23 protein-coding genes are annotated in these 20,881 nt (G+C 33.5%); 9 read left to right on the forward strand and 14 right to left on the reverse strand.

The window, feature by feature from the left end:
* Window positions 1–6: 6 nt before the first annotated feature.
* Window positions 7–516 (reverse strand): YehS family protein, encoded by a 510-nt coding sequence (locus G7057_RS03660; RefSeq protein WP_076768380.1) that lies wholly within the window; start codon window positions 514–516, stop codon window positions 7–9.
* 1 nt (window position 517) lies between these two features.
* Between G7057_RS03660 and G7057_RS03665 the strand changes: the two genes are divergently transcribed.
* From G7057_RS03665 to G7057_RS03675, 3 genes are all read left to right on the forward strand, one after another.
* Window positions 518–1,549, forward strand: coding sequence for an RluA family pseudouridine synthase (locus tag G7057_RS03665; RefSeq protein ID WP_227004645.1), 1,032 nt, complete (start codon window positions 518–520; stop codon window positions 1,547–1,549).
* Window positions 1,550–1,824: 275 nt separating this feature from the next.
* On the forward strand, window positions 1,825–1,962 hold the full coding sequence (locus G7057_RS03670) for a hypothetical protein (RefSeq protein ID WP_166161437.1): 138 nt from the start codon (window positions 1,825–1,827) through the stop codon (window positions 1,960–1,962).
* 217 nt (window positions 1,963–2,179) lie between these two features.
* On the forward strand, window positions 2,180–3,463 hold the full coding sequence (locus G7057_RS03675) for a ClC family H(+)/Cl(-) exchange transporter (protein WP_166161439.1): 1,284 nt from the start codon (window positions 2,180–2,182) through the stop codon (window positions 3,461–3,463).
* Window positions 3,464–3,867: 404 nt separating this feature from the next.
* Here the strand turns inward: G7057_RS03675 and G7057_RS03680 are convergent, their stop codons facing one another.
* The 4 genes from G7057_RS03680 to G7057_RS03695 form a co-directional block, all read right to left on the reverse strand.
* A complete protein-coding gene (locus tag G7057_RS03680) occupies window positions 3,868–4,824 on the reverse strand; it encodes a ribosome-binding factor A (RefSeq protein WP_166161441.1) in 957 nt (318 codons plus the stop codon).
* Between the two features lie 164 nt (window positions 4,825–4,988).
* On the reverse strand, window positions 4,989–6,017 hold the full coding sequence (locus tag G7057_RS03685) for a hypothetical protein (RefSeq protein WP_111937909.1): 1,029 nt from the start codon (window positions 6,015–6,017) through the stop codon (window positions 4,989–4,991).
* Between the two features lie 131 nt (window positions 6,018–6,148).
* Window positions 6,149–7,825, reverse strand: a complete 1,677-nt coding sequence (locus tag G7057_RS03690) for a recombinase family protein (RefSeq protein WP_166161443.1) — start codon at window positions 7,823–7,825, stop codon at window positions 6,149–6,151.
* A 612-nt stretch (window positions 7,826–8,437) separates the two neighbouring features.
* Window positions 8,438–8,689, reverse strand: coding sequence for a Mor transcription activator family protein (locus G7057_RS03695; protein ID WP_166161445.1), 252 nt, complete (start codon window positions 8,687–8,689; stop codon window positions 8,438–8,440).
* A 678-nt stretch (window positions 8,690–9,367) separates the two neighbouring features.
* Between G7057_RS03695 and istA the strand changes: the two genes are divergently transcribed.
* Window positions 9,368–10,921, forward strand: coding sequence for an IS21 family transposase (gene istA, locus G7057_RS03700; protein ID WP_166161448.1), 1,554 nt, complete (start codon window positions 9,368–9,370; stop codon window positions 10,919–10,921).
* Window positions 10,918–11,652 (forward strand): IS21-like element helper ATPase IstB, encoded by a 735-nt coding sequence (gene istB, locus G7057_RS03705; protein ID WP_166161450.1) that lies wholly within the window; start codon window positions 10,918–10,920, stop codon window positions 11,650–11,652. Before istA ends, istB begins: the two co-directional genes overlap by 4 nt.
* A 1,226-nt stretch (window positions 11,653–12,878) precedes the next feature.
* On the opposite strand, the gene G7057_RS03710 is transcribed toward istB, so the two are convergent.
* The 9 genes from G7057_RS03710 to G7057_RS11995 all read right to left on the reverse strand — a co-directional run bounded on the left by G7057_RS03710 (window position 12,879) and on the right by G7057_RS11995 (window position 17,694).
* Window positions 12,879–13,235: a hypothetical protein gene (locus G7057_RS03710; RefSeq protein WP_142975667.1), complete on the reverse strand. Its 357-nt coding sequence runs from the start codon at window positions 13,233–13,235 to the stop codon at window positions 12,879–12,881.
* 22 nt (window positions 13,236–13,257) lie between these two features.
* Complete coding sequence (locus G7057_RS03715; protein WP_142975668.1) at window positions 13,258–13,566, reverse strand: DUF960 family protein; 309 nt, start codon at window positions 13,564–13,566, stop codon at window positions 13,258–13,260.
* Window positions 13,567–13,710: 144 nt separating this feature from the next.
* Window positions 13,711–14,016, reverse strand: a complete 306-nt coding sequence (locus G7057_RS03720) for a hypothetical protein (protein ID WP_142975669.1) — start codon at window positions 14,014–14,016, stop codon at window positions 13,711–13,713.
* A 19-nt stretch (window positions 14,017–14,035) separates the two neighbouring features.
* Window positions 14,036–14,365, reverse strand: a complete 330-nt coding sequence (locus tag G7057_RS03725) for a hypothetical protein (protein WP_004455704.1) — start codon at window positions 14,363–14,365, stop codon at window positions 14,036–14,038.
* A gap of 229 nt (window positions 14,366–14,594) precedes the next feature.
* Window positions 14,595–15,821, reverse strand: coding sequence for a tetracycline efflux MFS transporter TetA(P) (tetA(P), locus tag G7057_RS03730; RefSeq protein ID WP_075809651.1), 1,227 nt, complete (start codon window positions 15,819–15,821; stop codon window positions 14,595–14,597).
* Between the two features lie 402 nt (window positions 15,822–16,223).
* A complete protein-coding gene (gene rlmH, locus G7057_RS03735; protein ID WP_166164043.1) occupies window positions 16,224–16,694 on the reverse strand; it encodes a 23S rRNA (pseudouridine(1915)-N(3))-methyltransferase RlmH in 471 nt (156 codons plus the stop codon).
* Between the two features lie 162 nt (window positions 16,695–16,856).
* A complete protein-coding gene (locus G7057_RS11990) occupies window positions 16,857–17,183 on the reverse strand; it encodes a DUF697 domain-containing protein (protein WP_166164045.1) in 327 nt (108 codons plus the stop codon).
* Window positions 17,122–17,400 (reverse strand): hypothetical protein, encoded by a 279-nt coding sequence (locus G7057_RS03745; RefSeq protein ID WP_166161453.1) that lies wholly within the window; start codon window positions 17,398–17,400, stop codon window positions 17,122–17,124. The genes G7057_RS11990 and G7057_RS03745 overlap by 62 nt, the downstream gene beginning before the upstream one ends.
* A gap of 156 nt (window positions 17,401–17,556) precedes the next feature.
* On the reverse strand, window positions 17,557–17,694 hold the full coding sequence (locus G7057_RS11995; RefSeq protein WP_166161455.1) for a GTPase: 138 nt from the start codon (window positions 17,692–17,694) through the stop codon (window positions 17,557–17,559).
* Window positions 17,695–18,134: 440 nt separating this feature from the next.
* Between G7057_RS11995 and G7057_RS03755 the strand changes: the two genes are divergently transcribed.
* From G7057_RS03755 to G7057_RS03770, 4 genes are all read left to right on the forward strand, one after another.
* Window positions 18,135–18,497, forward strand: coding sequence for a GntR family transcriptional regulator (locus tag G7057_RS03755; protein WP_166161457.1), 363 nt, complete (start codon window positions 18,135–18,137; stop codon window positions 18,495–18,497).
* Window positions 18,484–19,335 (forward strand): ATP-binding cassette domain-containing protein, encoded by an 852-nt coding sequence (locus G7057_RS03760; RefSeq protein ID WP_166161459.1) that lies wholly within the window; start codon window positions 18,484–18,486, stop codon window positions 19,333–19,335. The genes G7057_RS03755 and G7057_RS03760 overlap by 14 nt, the downstream gene beginning before the upstream one ends.
* Window positions 19,336–19,357: 22 nt before the next feature.
* On the forward strand, window positions 19,358–20,047 hold the full coding sequence (locus G7057_RS03765; RefSeq protein ID WP_166161461.1) for a hypothetical protein: 690 nt from the start codon (window positions 19,358–19,360) through the stop codon (window positions 20,045–20,047).
* 120 nt (window positions 20,048–20,167) lie between these two features.
* Window positions 20,168–20,854: an MIP/aquaporin family protein gene (locus tag G7057_RS03770; protein WP_076768373.1), complete on the forward strand. Its 687-nt coding sequence runs from the start codon at window positions 20,168–20,170 to the stop codon at window positions 20,852–20,854.
* The last annotated feature ends 27 nt before the right edge of the window (window positions 20,855–20,881 follow it).

Below are 20,881 nucleotides of genomic sequence, written 5' to 3' on the forward strand. Positions count from 1 at the left end.
CTCCTTTTATGATCGGTAACGAAGGGCTAATCCCTTCAAAAAATTTCTAGCGTAGCGGTCGCCACAAGGCTTGTAGTTACGGTGACCTTCTTTACGTAGAACTGCGCTTAACTCACTATTTGAAATTGATACGCCAGCTTCGTCTAAAATATCCAGCAAATCGTCACTTGTTAGTGACAAAGCGATTTTAACCTTTTTCAATAATAGGTTATTGGCATTGCCTCTTGTTAACTCTAATTTTGGTTCTTGAGCGACTTGGCCTTCTTTAGGCTTTTGTACACCACGTTGCGACGTGATCAAGCCATTTAAAAAGCGCTCAAAGCTTTCGTCGTCACACATTAACTCATAGACGTTTTCTGAATTAGTTTCTTCATCTTCTTGAGCTAGTTTTGTTAGCATGGCTTTGATGTCTTCTTTGGTTTTTTCCATGCCGCCCAACTTAAAGATTGTCACCATATCGTTATCTTTAATATCTAGGGCGTAGCGCAAACGCACTAATCGGTCGTTATGATTCATTTTGTCCCTCATTTCTCATCGTATTCTTGTTGATTATACCAAATTTTCGCCTTTTTTTCTGCTATACTACAAACAACAAGCATTTCGAGGAGCGATTACTATAAAAAAACAACAAAAGTACCATAAACCTAATCATAAAAAACAAGCACCCGCAGCTACAGGAGTAACCAACTACCCGATTAAAGAAGACGCACAATTACTGCCCTTCCTACTTGAGAACTTAAAAGGTGGCCGTAACGCAATCAAAGCCATTTTGACACGTGGTCAAGTTTCTGTTGATGGAAAAACCATCACTCAGCACAACCACCCCCTTAAACCTGGGCAAGTCGTCAGCGTTTTAAGCAATCAAGTAGCCATGAATAAAACTGTACTTCACGGCATTTCTATTTTACATGAGGACGATGACCTTATCGTTATTCGAAAAGACGAAGGTATCCTCTCTGTTTCTGGAAAAGATCCTTCCGAAGCAACTGCCTACCGCCAGCTTTCTGCTTATGTGAAAGAAAGCAATAAAGCTAACCGTATTTTTGTTGTTCACAGACTAGACCGAGATACCTCCGGCGTTATGATTTATGCTAAAACAGAAGCAGCCAAAACAAAACTGCAAGAAAACTGGCACGAAATGGTTAAAGAACGGACTTATACTGCCTTAGTTGAAGGAGAAACGGATAACTCTGGAAAAATTTCATCTTGGCTAACAGAAAATACTAAGTCTATGAAAGTTCACTCTCACAATTACGACAATGGCGGAAAACACGCTGTCACTCACTACAAAAAAATCCAAGGCAATAAAAATTATTCCTTATTAGAAGTCCAATTAGAGACAGGTCGCAAAAATCAAATCCGTGTTCATATGGAATCTATTGGTCACCCTGTTGCTGGCGACAAAAAATATAGCGCGCGTTCAAATCCATTGAAACGTTTGGGATTACACGCATCTAGTATTTCATTCATCCATCCCACAACAAATAAACTGGTCAGCTTCAATGTCAAAGCACAAAAAGGCTTTTATTTAAGCTCGAAAGAGGTATAACTATTTAAACATTAAAAACATACTAAGTTTAGTAGGCAGAAACTCCGACGGGAAGCACTGTCTACTATTTTCTTTTTTTGGGGATATTGTAGTGGTGAAAGGAAGTATGACCATAGCCCCGAGCACTAAGAGTCTGAAACAAAAACGTGGCTCCTTCACTGTCATTTCAGAATCAGGTTTGAGTATGTGGGAGCACGAGTCCGTGTAAAGGAAATGAGAATCGGAATGAATCAGTGAGGGGCCTTCAAACCAAACGAGAACGAGAGGAGAAAATAATGTTTGTAGTAGCATTAGATGTTTTTATGATGAAAAGCTATACCGTCATCTATCACGGCGACACTTCCCTGTCTGAAGGAATCATTGCACACACGAGAACAGCTTTCGGCAGCCTGCTGAATGGAGATAGGTCATAAATCTTTCTTCTGAGAGCTCGCAGCTAATTTCAAATAGCTCATCTCTTTTATCATATAAACCTAATAACTTGTCAGCAATCTATTCGTAAAATGGGTACGATTGGATAATGCCATTCTTTTGGTTACTATAACAATAATTGCTTAAGCAAGCGTCTTTTTCCCTCTTCTTTTCATTTTCCAAAAACAGGCGTAAAATAGTTAAATGGAGGATGATGTCATGGAAGAGAAACGTTTAGATTTTAAACTAGGGTTTGTTAGTCTGGTGACAGGGCTTTTAGTTGGTGTTGTGGTGAGTGGCTTTCGGTTGGCTATTCCCTTTTTGATGGGGATGGTAGGAAAGTTATTGCAGTTTGGACAACAAAGTCTCCTTCACTCACTATTGTTTATTTTTATTTTCGCAACGATTGGTGTCGTTGTATCGTGGAACGTCAAAAAAGAACCGATGATTGGCGGTTCAGGTATTCCCCAAGTAGCTGGTAAATTAAGTGGGCAGTTAGACTTCTCCTGGTTCTCTGTCTTGATTCATAAGTTAATGGGTGGCATTCTAACGATTGGGAGCGGTCTGACTGTTGGCCGAGAAGGTCCATCGGTTCAGATTGGCGCAGCAATTGGACAAGGTATTGCCGAAAAAAGTCATTTAAATAGTCAGAACCAACGTTATTTGATTGTAGGCGCCGCTAGTGCGGGGATGGCTGCCGCATTTAACTCACCCATTTCAGGGATTATATTTGCATTAGAAGAACTTTTGAAACGAACCTCGCGGAGAGGGTTTTTAGCCAGTTCCTTAATTATCATTACGTCCACCCTCGTATCAATTATCTTATTAGATAACACCTTTACCCTTACTATTCCTATTTCATTAGAGTTACCAGTAAGAGACTATCCTTTTTTAATTATATTAGGAATGGTCATTGGTTTATCAGGCGTTCTATTTAATCGGGTTATCCTGTGGGGAAAGAGAGTGTATGCACGATGGCATGTCCCTGTTGTTATAAAATGCAGCTTCCCTTTTGTTGTCACAGCACTCTTTTTATTATGGGATCCTAGTCTATTAGGCTCAGGAGATCATTATATATTAATGCCATTCCATGAAAATATAGCTCTCGCCTCTCTACTATCTGTTTACTTGATTAAACTATTCTTATTAGTAGTGGCTTTTTCATCTGGTTTGCCAGGCGGTATATTCTTCCCCTTGTTAGCACTAGGCTCACTTGCCGGCAACATCGTGGGAACAAGTTTATCAATGGGTGGATTAATCGATCAGAACACCTTATTAGTTTTTACGGTCATCGCAATGGCTGCTCATTTTGCTGCAATCGTTCGTGCCCCACTGACTGGTATTTTTCTCATCCTTGAAATGACAGGGGGATCGATTCGTTATCTATTACCCCTTGCAATGGTCACCTTTGTTGCTTACCTTGTCGCTGAACTATTCCATTCCGAACCAATTTATGAATCATTGTTAGGGTTGATGTTGGCGAATGAAAAAGAGGAGGGGTAGGAGTTTTTAGAGTGACCCCAAAAGTTAGTTTTTTTTAGATCTAACTTTTGGGGTCATTTTATATATGCATATCTTTTGTTTATTGTCTGGATAATTGAATGGGCCTCGTAACCAGAAAGTCTCCATTAAGCCTGCGGTTAAAGGGAGTATAGCTTAAGAAACCTCATTTATTTATGATAAGATTCACTCATTGCTATTGGATACAATTGTGACAATCTTTTAAAATCATTGAGCCTATTGTCAGATTATCCTATAGTTTTTTTAGAACTGTCATACATCTTAATATGGATTTTATATCAAATGACTAATTGTACACACCTACTAAATAATTTAAAGGAATAAATCAAGCAGATAATTATTTGGAAAATTATTTTCTGTTCTCTGTAAAAAACCTTTAGGAATAATCAATTCGTAATGTTAACCAATCCAATTTTTGACAGGTCAATGTATATCATTTCAATATCATATCTACTATTAATTGGGGACAAAGTGATATTAGAAGGGTTGTGTATCAAATCATATTTTAAAATTTTACTGATTGCGTATTTGTTACTTTTTAACCCTAGTAGGTTCCACTTTTTTATCAAAGAAAGTAAATATTTATGGTTAAGATCTAAAAATTGTTTTTTTATTTCATACATTACTTCAGCCATTATTTGATAGTACTCTTTAATTAGTTCAAACATTTCTAAATCCTCTTGTTTATTCTGAAAGTTTAATAAATCATCTCTTACTATTTTTTTCCAGTCATAATTGGAACTTAATAGATAATCAATATTTAGATAAGCCGTTATTTTAGTGTTTTCTTGGTTGGTTTCAGGGTTCATTATGATTTCACTTGATATGGTTGTGACAGGAAAACCAACATGTTGTGTAAAGTTTCTTAAATAATAAAAGAATCTATAAACAAATTTTTCATCATATTTGTTAGATAATACATTTTTAAAATTAGAATATTCAATGCTTTTCTTATCATACTTACTCTTCATAAGAATTTCTAGCGTATCAATAAATAACCTGCCGCTTGATAATAAATGTATTATAAGCGTATTTAATGTGTTCTCATTTGAAGTTTTATTATTTTTTTCAATATTACTTTTATATTTCAAAATATCTGAGGTATCACCTAGCACTAAATCAAACATTGTATTTATTTTTTGGTAATCATTACGTATTTTTCCTATCTCATCTGAGACTTTCATTATTTCATCTCTATTTTGAAAATCAAGAATATGGACTTCTCTTTCACCGTTTATTATATCTATTCTTGCTAAACCTTCTATAATAGCCTCATCTTTTAAATGAGAGTACATTTGTTCTATTTTTATTTTATGTTCCTCAAAATTTTCAATAATTAACATCCTTTCTAATAGCGATTATGTGATCTGAAATAATTTTGAAATGATTAAATGAACCCGTATCAGATTGAGCTGTGGTTTTCGAAAAAACCTCATTTACTTATGATACGGTTCTCCGTATCTGTATTAAGTGAGGTTTTTTTAGTATTAAGTAACATTTATTAATTTTAATTAAATCCATCGGGCTTTGCATTCCATGTTGGGTCCCATTCAGCCTCTTCATTATTTACTGTACTATCACCATTCATAAGATTAAGTAAATCAACTAAAGCTGAAAATTCATCACTATTACTAAATCCAAAATCAAAACCTCCTTTTACTTGTCTATAGTACTTGATATAATTACCATTTTCCTTTTTAAAAATTGCATGATAGTGATATCCATTATTTTCACTTACAGTTAGTAGTTCTACAAAAAGTTCCCCTGCCCCTTGTTCTTCAGCAATAGGATTTAATTCATTTAATAAATCATTATAGAATTTAGAATCACTTTCCTTTTCTGAATTTAACTTGTTAATTCCATTGTAGACTTTTCTTGAACTTGATATTAATGAATATAATGGTCTATTTCTTTCATAATAATCCCCATATGAATCTAACGCTTTTAATGACGTTTCTAATTCAAATGATTTATTATATGCTTCCTCAAATCTCTTATTGTCTAAATCATCATACATTTCCAACGAAATATTACTAGATACCTCCATTTCTTTCTGTATTTTTTTCTCTGTCTCTAGAGCTTCTTCTTGCATTCTCTTTTCTTCTTCTAGAGCTTGTTGTTGCATTTCTTTTGCATTATCTACTGCAGAAGAAAGGTCTTCAATTTTTATTTTTATATTTTCTATCATCAGATTACTTTCAAACTTTCTTTTTATGAACTTATTAGCTTCTTCTAATTGTTCTTCTATAGATTTGTATGAGTCTTTAGTAAGGTTTCCATCCTCAGCAGCCCATATCCATTTTTCTAACTTTCTATACATATCTATCTGCTCACTTAACTCATCAACTACCTTATCTCCTGTATTTTCATCCTTTGCTAATGTAAGAAACTGTAGAGCTTTATCGTAATCACCATTTACTATTTCTACCTTAGCTTGACTTATATAATCTTTGTATGCTTCACTTACCTTACTTCCACATCCAATAAACATAATTGTTGCACCTAAAATAATACTTACTATTAATACTTTTCTCATCTTTTATCCCCCTAGCTTTAAATTCCTATTTACAATTTATATACTATCATGTATGCACTAAGAATTTTGTCTAAATTTGTCTACTTTGCTTTGTTTATGTTATTATTTGATTCTTTATATTTCATTTGATTTTATATAACAATATCTAAATTTAACACACTCATTCCAATATTTCTTAACATAAAAGAAGAAGGAGTATCTTTTATAGATACTCCTTCTTCCTTACTTATATAATCTACTAACTTATCATTTATTTTTAGTTTTATTGAATCTATTTCTCTTGCTTCATTTATAGTTATCTCTGATATTATCATATGAAGCAATTTCTTCTGTTGCTCTCTAGTTGCACTTTCTGTTAGCACTTTACTGAAATTTTCTAGTATGCTCTTTATGAATTCATATGGTATTTCTTCACTTATATCATCTGAAAGTGTAAACAGTAAAGGTTCTTTTTCCTCTTGAAGACTTTTAGCTCTCTTGTTTAGCTCATCTTTTCTCCCCTTGAACTCTTCCTTAGATATTAGTTCCTCTTCATATGCTTCGAAAAGTTTAGTTTTCTTCCTATCTATCTTTTCAAGCTCTTTATCTATTCTTTCTAGCTCCTTCTTAGCTGGATTTATCTTTTTTTGCCTTTCTCTATTAATATTATTTACTATAGTTTTAACCATTTTCTCATTAGAAAGTAATTCTGAAATCTTAGTGAACACATACTCATTAGCTTTATCAACTCTTATTGTATTAGAGTTACATACACTTGTACCTTTATTCTTCCATGCTCCACAACAGTAGTAAGCTATTCTCTTCTTAGTTCCATCAGCTAACTTATTGGTAGTTCTTGAAATCACCATGCCAGCTCCACATTTAGGACATCTTAGTATTCCTGTTAGTGGATATTCACCATCATATATTCTTGAAGGTTTACCTTTCTTACTTTCCATGATTGCTTGTACTCTATCCCATAACCCTTCATCTATTATAGGTTCATGTATTCCATCTGTTATTATTGGATTAGCATTTATGTTTCTTCTTCTTTTCTCTGACCAATTTTGTCTTACATTATATCTAACCTTTCCTATATATACTGGATTAGTTAGAATTTCTCGTATTGAACCTACAGAAAAATCATTTCCTTTCTTAGTCTTATAATCTAGCTTATTTAGTTTATTAGTAATAGCCTTATATCCTTTCCCATTACTATACTCATTAAAGATTAATCTTACTGACCTTGCTTCTATTTCATTAATTGTTAATTTAGTTTTTCTTCTTTTACTTCCCCCTTGATTCTCCACAGGAACTAAGTCATATCCTAAAACTCTTCCACCACACCATTCTCCTGATTTTGCTTTTGCACACATTCCCATTTTTACATTTTGAGCTATTGTTCCTCTCTCGAATTCTCCTATCAATGCCATCATCTGAAATTGCATTTTTCCTGCTGGAGTACTATTGTCGAACTGCTCTGAATAAGAATTGAAAGCTATATTATTCTGCTCTAGTACATCTACTATCTTTAGAACATCTGAAAGTTTTCTACTTATTCTATTAATTTTCCAAGAAATCACCATCTGAAACTTTCTTTCCTCTGCATCCTTTAGAAGTTCCTTTAATGCTGGTCTATTTTTTATATCTTTACCACTTATTCCTCTATCTGAATATACCTTATAAACTGAGTAATTCATTCTATTACACCAATCTCTTAGAAGTCTTTCTTGTTCATCTATACTATATCCTTCTTCTGCTTGTTCTATTGTACTTACTCTACAGTATATAGCAATATGCTCAATCTTATTTACTTTATCTATATTCATTTTTATTCTCCTATAATCATTAACTTATTTCTACTGAAAATATCGACACTATTGGTACTACGGTTATGACGATATTTTCTATTACAATTATTCTTAGATAGTAAAGGTGGAAAGGTAGATAAGTAGATAAAAAGTTTTATTTTTAAAAAATAAATTTTTATTTTTTAATTTTATTTAGCTCTACTACTTTGCCCCCTTTCCCCCAATCATTTATTACGCTCTTATTATTGGATTCATCTTACTTCCCAGTTTTTCCCATAATCCCGTAAGATTTTATTATTGTTATAAAAAACTTATTTATTCTTCTCCTGTTTATTATAGACATACTATTTTTTACGGGTTTGCGGGATTTACGGGAATTATACATCTTAGTCTTGGTTCTGGTTCTATTTGGGACTTATTACCTTATTCTTCAATTATTGATTTCATTGCTCTTGGGCGTATGGTCGCATAGTTCTTCCACTCTTTTCTTACTTGCATTCTCTTTTTATGTAACTCTTTTTACTCCTATTTAGAAATTTAATATGTCCTTACGTCCAACTTATTGATTTTCTTTACTTCTGTTCAACCTAAGTTAGCCCTACTTACAACCTCTATCACTCCAATACTACATTAACTAAATTCAATCTTATTTAACATCTTCCTCAACCAATTAGTTGTGTAATCTAGCTTCTTAGATAATTCTTTCAAGTTCTTACCATTGTAATTTTTTATAAGATATTCTTCTATATAATCTTTAGAATATAATCTCATTGGAAAGTTTACTTGTTGACCTCTAAAATGTTTATGTATTTTTAATGTATTCTCTAATCCTAGTAATTCAACTAACTCTTCGTATACTCCATTATAATCTGACTTATTCATATCTACTCCTCCTAAAATATAAAAAGAGTTAATGCTTCTTTTATTAGAAACATTAACTCTTTAATCAGATTTATAATATATATTTGACTACATCATTTAAAACAGTTGATTTAGTATTTCTTTGTTGTTTTTATTTTGAGTGTTATTATTTATTCTCACTTTCTGAAATCTCTGCTTTCTAGTATGTTATTGTTGCTTTCTGATGTATTTCTCTTTATTGCTACATTACATTTTTATCTATTCTTATTATTTATTATTGGTTATAACATCTTAATCATTATATATACTTCTTTTATTGGTATATATTTTTTATATCTATTTCTATTGTTATTATTTTATTATCTATTGTAATTTATTAGACTTTCTTAACTCTATTGATGTCAATTGGTATAGTTATTATAACTTCTTATTAATCTATTCTCTATTCTTTTTTCATGTTTTTATTTTTACTCTTATTATTGATTCTTACTTTCTTGATTTTTACCTTCTTACATATTTGTTTTTCTATGTATTTCTCTTATTGATAGATTATATTTATATCTACTTCTATTATTATTTTTATTATCTATTATTGATTTATGTATCTGTTAACTTAAAAGTGAGCCACCATGTTAATTCAAAACTGAGCCACCTACGATATAATGAACCCTATATTTAACGATGTAGGGAGGAAAGGTTTTGATCGATTTGGTGACGAAGCAGGCGGTTATTTTGAAAGTGGAAGTGGAAGGGGCGTCCCAGCGAGCGGTGGCAAAAAGTCTGGGGATTTCAAGAAATACGGTTAAGAAATATATACAGGAATATCGAAAAGCACGAGAGAATTTTACTGACCTTTCAGTGGAGAACTTCGCACTTACAGAAGCAATCCTGGAGAAGCCTTCTTACAATACCGAGAAGCGTTTCAAACGAAAACTGACCGATGACATGACGTCCCGGTTAGATTTCTATATCAAGAGAAACGCCCAAAAGAAGATCGACGGTCGAAAAAAACAGCAGATGAAAATTATTGATATGCATGAAGCTCTGTTGGAGCAAGGTTTTGACATTGGGTATACCACGGTACGAAATTACGTTCGGGAAAAGGAACAGATCCGAAAAGAAGCTTTCATAAGGGCCATTTATGAACCAGGGGTGGTCTGTGAATTCGACTGGGGAGAAGTAAAGTTGGAAATCGGCGGAAGGCTGAAGACCTATCAGTTGGCTGTCTTTACCATGGCCTACAGCAATTACCGGTTCGCCATGCTTTATCATTCGCAGCAAGCCGTTTGTTTTCAAGACGCCCATGTCCAATTTTTTCGGCAGTTGGCCCGGGTACCGCTTCAAATGGTGTATGACAACATGCGGACAGTCGTAAAGAAGTTTGTTGGAACAGAACGGGAGTTATCCCCCATCACCACGAGCCTGGCGGCCTTCTATGGCTTTCAAGTCCGCTTGTGTAACCCGCGAAAGGGAAACGAGAAAGGACATGTGGAACGCTCTGTTGAAGTGGTCCGACGAAAGGCATTCAGCCTGCATGATGCCTTTGACTCTTTCGAGCAGGCGAATGAGCATCTACAAAGCGAGCTCAGCAAACTGAATAACCGAACCAGAAGCAACAAGACGCCCAGCAGCCTTATTTTAGAAGAACAGGCGGCCATGACAGCGCCCATCGGTGATTTTGACGCAAGCGAGCTCCTCAACCTCAAGGTTGATAAATACAGTACCATCACGGTGAAACAGAACCACTACTCCGTTCCCGAAGCCTATGTCGGCAAGACGGTCCGAGTTAAAAGTGGGACAAACAGCATTCGTGTTTTTGACAATTACGAATTACTGGCGGAACACAAACGGATATGGGGCGTCCATGAATGGCAGATGGATCTTTATCACTATCTGACTACTTTAGGACACAAAAAAGGCGCACTTGAAAACAGCCAAGGTTTCAAGCAAGCGCCACAACAAATAAAATTTATCTACGAAAACTATTATAACAACAACCAAAAGGATTTTATAGCTCTATTACACTTCATCAGGGAAGAGAATAATCTCAGCGATATCATCGCCATTATCAAAGAATTAGAGAGAAAGCCTTTCTTCGAGATTTCAACCGAAAAGCTGATTTTTCTTTCCCAACAAAAATCGGAAGCTCCCGCCCGTCCAACGGGCAATCAGGCCATCATTGATAAATCCCTTGAGAATCTCAGCAATTACGCGAACCTACTCACTAAAAACAAGGAGAAACAAATCTCATGAGCCAACGAACGGAATTAGACAATCTCCTCTTACAGTTACGGTTGCCGGGCATTCGCAGGAAACTACGGGAAGCAACAGTGACGGAAGAGATGCACGCTATTTTATATGACTTATTCATGGTTGAGGTCGAAGAACGGGAACGGCGTTCCGAACACCGACGCATAAAAACCGCCCAGTTCCCCTATCAAAAAACGCTGGAAGACTTAACCGTCTCGTTTCTCCCGCCGGATGGGCAGAAATACATCCGGGAACTTTCTACCCTTTCTTTTATTAAAGAGGGTAGAAACGTTATTTTTTCCGGCAGTCCCGGAACCGGCAAAACGCATTGTGCCATCAGTTTGGGAATAGAGGCCTGTATGGCGGGTTACAAAGTTTGGTTTACCAGCGTTCCCTCCCTGATCAACCAGTTAAAGGAATTTCGTTCCGAACGGACGTTGAGAAGTTTTGAATTGAAGTTCCAAAAATATGATTTAGTCATTTTAGATGAGCTTGGCTATATTTCATTCGATAGGGAAGGCGCCGAACTGTTATTCTCGCACTTATCCCTACGTTCGAATGGACTGTCCACCATCATCACGACGAACCTTTCGTTCGATCGCTGGAATGAAGTCTTTCATGACCCGGTATTAACGGCAGCCTTAACCGACCGGTTAACCCATAGGGCCTATTTATTGAATATGGTGGGCGATTCTTACCGGTTGAAAGAAACGCTAGAGCTAACAAATATATAATTGCGGGGTGGCTCAGTTTTCAGTTGATAAATGGCTCACTTTTGAATTGACAAATACAGATTTATTGAATTTTATTAATTCTATTTATATTAATTGATATAGTTATTATATATTGATTATATTTTATTTATCTTATTGTATCTATTTATTACTTATTATTGAAATTTATTAATCATTTATTTTTATTTATAATTATTCTTAATTATTTTATTTACTTATTATTATATATAATTCTTATTAATTTATATTTATTATTTTATTTTTATTGAAATAGATTTTTATTAATCTATTCCAATTCTTATTTTTATTATAAGGCTTTAGCCCCCCTATCCCCCCGTTACTCTTTCCAAGTCCCAAGTCCTTAGTTCCTATTCCCTAGTCCCAAGTTTCATTATTTTTATGTTTTATCATTTCAATTCTTTTTATTTTTGAGTGAATTTAGTTTTTCCTATCACATATTATTTGTTATGACTTATCCTTGATTTCAAGTGGAATTATTGAGCCTAGGATTTCCTGTACCTTCAACCTCACATGGTCTTTCATGCCTTGTTATCCTAGGTTGTAATGTTATGAAGCTATTATTTACTGATTTTTCTTTATTACTTACCATCTTATTTAGAAAACATTCAATTTACCCTCTCTTCGCAGTTTTTCATTGCTATGGCTACATTTATTCACATTTTCTAAAATCTCTGTTTTCTGATGTGTTATCGTTGCTTTTTAGATGTACTTAGATTGATTGTAGTTACAATTTTTCTCTTTATCCTATTTTCAAGATAAATTACATATTTACTTAGACTTCTTCTATTCTTTATCCTCAATCTTATTCTTACTGAAAATATCGTCACTATCGTTATATCGATACTACTATTACAACGATATTTTTCAGTAGTTTATTATTGTTATAAAAAAAAAATTAGCTTATTGTTATAATATCATCACAGTGAATTTATTAATTCTTAATTGTGATGATATTATATATTAATTCTTGCACTTCTTAATTATTAGACAACTTCTTAGATTTTTTAATTGTAAAACATTCACTAGATATTTATTTAAAATCTAATGAATACTTAATAAAAATTTATTTATAGAAATTTTCTTATGAAATCCTTAGACACTCCGAACATAGCTGATGCATTAGATACTGCTTGTGCTTCTGATAAACCTGATGATATCATATCCAAGACTACACTTATTATCTTCAATACAAGTAAAAGATTCAACTATTTCACCTCCTTTAAGTAAGTGTAAATATATGAGTAACTATCCCTTACTGGTATAAGCTTGATTACATATTTACTTAACTCTAAATCAACATATAATAGAGTTTCATTATCATATCCTGTACCATTACATAGGCTAACTATATTATTAAAATTATCTATCAACTCGAATTGAATATAATTAAGTTCTTGTTGTAACTTTCTTAAATCTATTTCTCTTCTATTATTCAATTCAATTATTAACTCGCTAGGATTCCATTGGTTAGACAGCCTTCCATCATAGAAGTCGAACCTCATTACTCCAAGAAGTTCTTTACTATCATAATTAAAATATTTTTCTTTGCTCAACTTATTCATACGTCTTTACCTTCCATATTTATTAATATTCCCCAGTAAATAACATTATAGAATATTCTCCACTATCTATTACATACACCTTAATCTTATCATCTATCTGAACATCTTCTATCTCTATTTCATATGTGCATGAGTATTCAGGAACTTCTTGACTTTGATTTATTACAATCTTATTTCCTTCTTTTCTTAGCTTGAAAACCTGTAAGTAATCCAGTTCAACATTTCCTTCATCATTCAATTTATCAATCATGCTCCACATTATAAGTTGTAATCTTATATCTACCTCCTCATTTACACCTCTAGTTACATATCTATTATCTTTCTTGAACATATCTCTTTATCTCCTTTTCATTACAAGTTTTTATAGTCATCTTTCCTTTTCTTATTACACCTACACATAGAATTCTCTTCACGCCCTTTTACCTCCCTACAATAGAAAAAGTCTTAATCACTATCCTTATAGCAATTAAGACTTTTAGATTTTACTTATTTCTTGTTTTAACATTTCAATGAATCCTTCTGAAAATACTTTTCTGCTTATTGACTCTTTTATTAGCTCTATTAGTTCTAGTTCTGTTACATCAAGACTTCTTGGAATATATGTTTCATCACCTCTTCTAGTAGCTTTGTAGACACAGAACCTTACTTCATCTCGCTTTAGTTCTTTGATGTAGATTTTCTCTATTGAGTATGTGTACTCTCCTTCTCCAACTTTCCCTTGGCTTTTTATCTTGCAATATTTAGTTTCCTTGATTATCTTTTCTTCACTCTTCTTAGTCATGTTATTTACTCTCCTCATCTTATTCTAGTAGGAACTTAGAAAGTTCTTCTGTAGTTACTACTACAATTGCATAATCACTCGAAAGCAAAAATAGTGAAGAAGTCCAATTAACTCCTTCCTTACATTCAATAATATCAGTATATTCTGGTATTAAACCTTGTAACTTATCTTTCTTTAACATTTCGATAACAACGATATTTTCTGCTATAACTATATATCCTCCTAAATCTTTCTCTATATCTCTATTAGCTCCATAATTTTCACCTAATACATTAATGACGTCTAAAACATTACTGATTACTTCTATAGGATATCCTTTTAATTGATTTTTTAAATAAACCTTTTTCATTATAAATTTCTCCCTTCTAAGAAAGTAAAAAACTTTTACTTGTATACATAAATACAAGTAAAAGTTTGTTTTTCTAAGTTAATAATATATATTTAATTTATCTTTTAATACAGTAATTAACCTAATTCTAATATTGTAATTTAAAAGTGTTTTTGAAGATTTCTACAAAAAATTTACGAACCTTCTTGTATTGTTCAATCAAATTATCTTCATTTTTAATCCCTTATATTTATGATATTTTTTTATCCATTATCATAGAAATAATATATAACACTAATACTGGTGCTACTAATAATGAAGTACATACTATACCAATACTTACTGAAATATTTGTAGCTATGATTCCTATAATCGGTCCACCTAAAATTTGACCTAAGGAATTCATTTGTCCATTTATAGAAAGCACAGTAGCTCTAGAATTATCATCTATATGCCCATTTAACCACGCACTGAATATAGGTTCATTTATAATTCTAAAGGTATTTGTTGCCAAATAAGCTATTAACATTAAACTAAAGTTTCTTGTAAGAGCAAATATCAACATAGACGATATATAAAGTATATTTATGCATAATAATAGTTTTCCATTTTTCCTATTATCCTCATTCTTAAGATTCTTTGCCATAAAATGCATTACTATGAAGCTCAATATCATTCCTAAAATTCCAAAAATTCCAAACCAAGTCACTGAACTAAGGTTTCCAAGTTTAGGAAGTGTAGTATCTTGTAAAAAATGCGCATTAGAAAGTCTATCATAACCTTCACTTGATAATCCATAAAATAAAGTTACTGCAAGTAAAATCATAATTATAGATTTACTTTTTACAAATTTAAGACCAGATTTAAATGTATATACCATCTTTTTGAATGTATTTAAATCCCCAGGAGCAGATGGTTTAAAATTATTTTCTGGCATATATAACCATAAAAATAATGCAAGAATTATAAATAAAACTCCACTAACTATAATAGGAAGCCTTACAGAGAAATTAGCTATTACAGTGCTTAGTACTATTCCAATAAATGCTCCTATCTGCCCTGCTTGTGCTCCCTTTATATAAATTTCATCTAAATCTTTATTCTTCTCTTCTTCCGCAATCCAAGCTTCAAGCGAGCCACTGATAAAAGTAGACCCTAATCCCCATACAATCTGTGCTACAAGTACGAAAATAAAACTAGAAATAGAACCTTCTAAAATAAATCCCACTCCTGTTAAAACTCCCCCAATAACAATAGATAGTTTACGACTATACACATCTGCAACTATACCTGTAGGAATTTCAAATATAAAGCATGCTAATTCCAAAGTAGTTCCAACAAGTATAAGCTGAAGTGGATTTAAATGAACTATTTCAATGTGATACACTATCATAACTGTAGCTACTAACGAAAAACACATTGCTGTAATAGCTGAAAATAATAAATAAGTTTTATATGCTGAAAGTTTATTAACCATTAATCATCACCATCCTAGTATTTCTTAAAAAATTTGTTTGTTTTTCATAATCTTCATATTTAAATATATAAATCATCAAAATAATCTCCTTAAACAAAAAAAGCTGTAAATGAACATAATTCACAATTACCTCTTTGCGCATATTTACAACACCTTTACATTTATATTTTTTATGCTTATATTTTAGTATAATTATATTATATATAATTATAAAAATTTTTTCAATGCTATAGATTCTGAAAAACAAATTCTAATTTTCTCAAGTAGTGAAAAATGAAGAATCTATAAATAAAATTAAAATACCCAACAAAAATTCAAACTTTAGATTTTTGTAAGTTTCATTGCAAAAATTAAAGCACACCTATCGTCCATTTATATATCCAATTCTATCCAAAACCTCATTTATTTATGATACGGTTCGCCCTTCATAATCCGAAAAGCCCGGTATACCTGCTCCACCAACACCAGTCGCATCAATTGATGCGGGAAAGTTAATTTGCCAAATGATATTTCTTCGTTCGCTCGTTGAAGTACAGCCTTGCTTAATCCGAGTGAACCACCGATAATAAAGGTGATATCACTTTTACCTGTGATGCCGAGTTGGTCGATTTTTTTGGAGAAGTCAACGGAATCGTATTGTTTCCCATTAATGGCTAAGGCAAATACATAACTTTGGTCGGCTACTTTTGCAAGAATGCATTCGCCCTCTTTGTCTTTTACCATTTCCATTTCTTTTTCGCTTAGTGTTTCGGGTGCTTTTTCATCGTTTACTTCAATGATTTGTAGTTTGCAATAGCTGCCCAGACGTTTTGTGTATTCAGCAATACCTTGCTTTAAATGCTTTTCCTTCTTCTTTTCTTTAGCCGTAGACATAGTTGATACTAATGAGTTAATAAGTTTGCCAATATCTTTAGTATTTCCACTCTTCACTATTTGTTCTACAATAACTGTTACATTTTCAATAAATTGCGATGACAGTTTAGATTCCATCATCTTTTTAACCCAATCAATATCTTCAGCGCTTTTTTCACCGGTTTATATCTTTTCAAACACATAGATGCAACCTTCACCAATTGCTGCAACAATCGAGCCCGCCATGATCGCATTCAGCACACTTGCTCCTATGTTGATCCCTGGAATAGCTTTCAATGCACTGATTGCGGTTTTCGCTGCGACACTTACTGTTCCAACCTCAACAATTGAATTGAATAATTGTTTAGCTTGCTCGTCTTTATTGATTTCATAGAGTCTGGCTAGTGAGTTAATTTGGGCTACTTCGATTGGAGACAGGATTAGTGCATCAGCAATTGGAATAGGAATAGCTCCTACTGTTACTGCTGCTGTAGTTGAAGCTACAACGATACTTTGAGCAAGACTTTTTTTCTTTTAGCTTAAATTTATAAACGTCGTGGGCTCCTGCTCTTATCCCTTCTGGCATTAATACATTTGTTTTATCGATGAGTTCTGTTATCTCTTCAGGTGCTGCAAATGCTTCTTTTACCATTTCGATGTTCTCTACTCTTTCTGGAACAGAATAAGATTTCGTGATTACTACAATAACCGGAACTGTTTTCCACATAGCAGTCGCTCTTGATAAATTTTTGATAGCTTTTGGAAATAACTTCCGTGTTGTACCCTCCACACAAAACCAAATAACACTGATTGCCTGTTTTCCCTTAAGCAATGACGGTTCAAATCCAACCGTATCAATAATTCTAAAGGGAATGTCTTCACTCTAATATAACTCGAGCTTATCTGTTGTACCTGAAGTTCCATACCCCGTCTTCGCCTTCTCGACCCCAAGAACAGAATTAATTAAAGTTGACTTGCCTACCCCTGAATTTCCAATTACTAGCACATTTCCTCTTTTCATATCTATCCACTCCCTTCAATGTAAGATACTAGTACCTTATTATAGTCTATGTAATGATTGCTAATTGTGCTTGGTGTAATATTTTATTATATTTCTTATTACCTCAATACTTTTAGATTAAACAAGCCTTTTCCAAATTAATTTGTACGCTATCTGTCGGTTATAGCACCTCAAAAAGCTCGTGAAATTCTCTAATAAAAATCATCGATTCTAAAATTACCAACATTATACTTTCTCGATTTACCCACTCCAATTGGCAGTGTCGACGCCACTTTGTCAAGATTGTTGCTGCTTTATCAGCTTACAAGCACGATACATTTGGATGACCTTGTAGTCATTAAAATAAAAGTTGCAATTTTAATAATTCTCATATAAAATTAGTTCATCGGTTAGTTAGTCGACTAACTAACCAACAAACCATTATATAGGAGGCGCTATCGTTGGATTCAAATATTCCTATTTATTTACAGATTTCACAGTTTATAGAAAACGAGATCATTAGTAACCGTTTAGTTACAGATGATAAGGTTCCATCCATGAATGAGTTCTCCAAATCAATGAATGTGAACCCTGCTACTGCGGGAAAAGGATTGAATGAGCTCGTTGCTCAAGGGATTTTATATAAAAAGCGAGGGTTAGGTATGTTCGTTACAGAAGAGGCTAAAGCAATTATCGTCAGTCAGCGGAAAGATGATTTCACAAAAAATTTATTACCTGATTTTTTGAATGAAGCTAAGCAATTGAAGATAACGAAGGATGAATTACTTGAAATGATTAGGAGTGATTATAATGTTGAAGCTTAAAAACATTACGAAAAAATATGGAAATCACGTCGTATTGAATGATATTACAATAAATTTTGATAACCCTGAAGGCGTTTATGGTGTTTTAGGACGTAACGGAGTTGGAAAAACGACCTTAATGAAAATCATCTTCAACATGATCACCAACTATGATGGTGAAGTGGAAGTTAACGGACAGCCAGCGAAAAATAACGATGATGTGCTCCAGCATATTGTGTACGTTGGTGGGGAAGTCAATAAATATAATGGTCTTTTTCAAGGAAAGATTAAGGATTTACTAAAAGCTTACAGCCGTATGTATGATGCTTTTGATCGTGAATATGCAGAATCAATGTTCGAAAGTTTTGATATTAAATTAAAGAATAAATTTATGGAATTATCAACTGGGAATAAAACGCTAGTGCAAAATACATTAGGGTTAGCGACTCGGGCACCGATTACTATTTTAGATGAGCCAACAAATGGGTTGGATTCAGTGAACCGTCAGAATTTTTTTCGCTATTTAATGGAAGATTATGCAGAGCATCCACGTTTATTTATGCTTTCAACTCACTTAATTCAAGAAGTTGAGAATTATTTAACGAATGTCGTCATTTTGAAAAATGCCGAAGTGCTCATTGATGATACCCTTGAAAATATTCAATTAAAAGCACATACAGTGAAAAATGCGCGTGTTGAAAATAAACAGGTGATTAAAGAAACGACATTGGGCTCAAGTATTGAACAAGTTATTTATGATGATTTGTCAGACGAGGATATCGCACAAATTAAAGCCAACGGTGGCGAGTTAGAACCACTGGACTTACAAAGTTTATTTAACGCACTTGTGGAAAAATAAAGAGTATTAGAAGGAGGATATTATGAATCGTACAATTAAATATCAATTAAATAATGTAAAAACATCTTATTTATTTTCAGCATTGATTTCTTATGGGGGATTAGGACTATTTTGGCTCGTTGCCTATTTACTAGATCCAAGTATATTAGAAGGGATGACGAGTCAACCATTCTGGTTAAATGCCTTATCGGTTATTATCGCACCTTTTACTTTCTTATCGATTATGTATGCATTGTTTGATGGTTTGATGTTTTTTGATACAGCTATTCGTTTTGGTGTTTCAAGAACATCGTATTTCATCACACAATTGGTTGTATACATCATACTTTCACTATTACTTTCATTTGCGACAGGTGTGACTGAGGTTATGTGGGCAGGATCGGTAGGCAATTACTTTACGGCAATCGGTGAAAATTATCTTTCATTAGGTCACATTGCTGGCGAATTTACCGACAGCTTAGCTTTGGCAATTATGATGTTAGGTATTTACCGCTTTAAAGGAAAAGCATTTATTCCAGTGGTGGCTGTGTTTGGATTGGCTTTAATGGTTGTTTCTTTCGCAGGCGCAACAGGTAATTCTGCATTCATTCAAGTGTTCGTAAACGCCTTTGTATGGTTTACAAATAACCAAACGATCGCACTAGGATTAATTGGAGCTTTACTCATAGGGGTCTACTACTTATTCATCACAAAAACTGAAGTACAAGACTAATCCATAGGAGTACTAAAGGCAGACTTATTTTAAATTAAGCTGCCTTTTTGTTTCATTAAATTTTAATAATAGGCTATAATGGTTTTTGCAGTAATATTTTATACAGGAGGAGATTTATCTATGCTTAAAAAAGGTATCGCAGAATTTATTGGTACATTCGTACTTGTTCTTATTGGAACGGGAACAATCGTCCTAGGAGACGGTGGTTCAGGATTATTAGGAATTGGACTTGCTTTTGGTCTGGCTCTTGTAGCTATGGCATATAGCATTGGTACCATTTCCGGTGCACATATAAACCCGGCGGTAAGTTTAGCTATGTATGTCAATAAACGCATTAATTTGCAATTATTAGTAACGTATATTGTCGCTCAGTTAGCCGGCGCTCTAGCTGGTTCACTAACGCTAAAATTATTTTTGTCTCAATCAGGCTATGAATTAACAAATCTTGGCGCTAACGTATTGGCTGACGGCGTAACATTATTTGGTGGATTTATGATTGAACTTGTTTTAACCTTTATCTTTGTCTTAGTTATTCTAGTTTCAACTGGAAAAAATGGCGATTCACATTTCGCAGGACTTATTATTGGTTTAACATTAGCTGCTATGATCTTAATGGGCGGAACAACATCAGGTGCTTCATTAAACCCAGCTCGTAGCTTTGGTCCAGCAATCTTAGTGGGCGGAACTGCGCTATCACAACTATGGATGTACACCGTATCAACACTTTTAGGTGGCGCTCTAGCTGCAGTAGTCGCACGCTTTGTATTAGATTCTGAAGCAGGTACTCCTGGAGTAGAAGTAGAATAATAACAAAATCAGACAGACTATCTTTGG

This window comes from Jeotgalibaca arthritidis (assembly GCF_011100465.1).
GTDB classification, from domain to species: Bacteria; Bacillota; Bacilli; order Lactobacillales; family Aerococcaceae; genus Jeotgalibaca; species Jeotgalibaca arthritidis.